General features: G+C 50.6%; 1 protein-coding gene. It reads right to left on the reverse strand.

Annotated elements, in window-relative coordinates:
* On the reverse strand, window positions 1–360 hold a 360-nt coding region (locus tag MST27_RS22295; protein ID WP_243608022.1), incomplete at both ends, for a hypothetical protein.

Here is a 360-nt window from a genome sequence, read left to right on the forward strand (position 1 = left end):
GCCTGTTGTAAATGTTATTGTAGAATTAGGGGCGCCATGATAACTAACAGAGGCCGTGTCAAGGGTGGTTCCGCCATAAAGAAGCGCCAACGTGTCGCCTTCAGATACCTGGAGTATACCATCTTCAGAAGTCGTTGCATTTCCACCCTGGTTGCCAAGGCTCTTCAGATTCAGCCCGGTGACCCCGCTAGCGCTGTTAAGGAAACCAAACGCCGGAAATACATAGCTGCCTTCATAGGCCTCTACATATCCGGTGCTTGTGCCAATCCCTGTTTGGGTAGGCTGGGCATTGCCACTCGTAGTAAATACCGTTGTCGTAGCGCCTGTCTCCCTTAAAACAAACGCGATTGAGTTTGAACC

Origin of the sequence: Stutzerimonas marianensis (assembly GCF_022810315.1) — a bacterium.
In the GTDB taxonomy this organism is placed as follows: Bacteria; Pseudomonadota; Gammaproteobacteria; order Pseudomonadales; family Pseudomonadaceae; genus Stutzerimonas; species Stutzerimonas marianensis.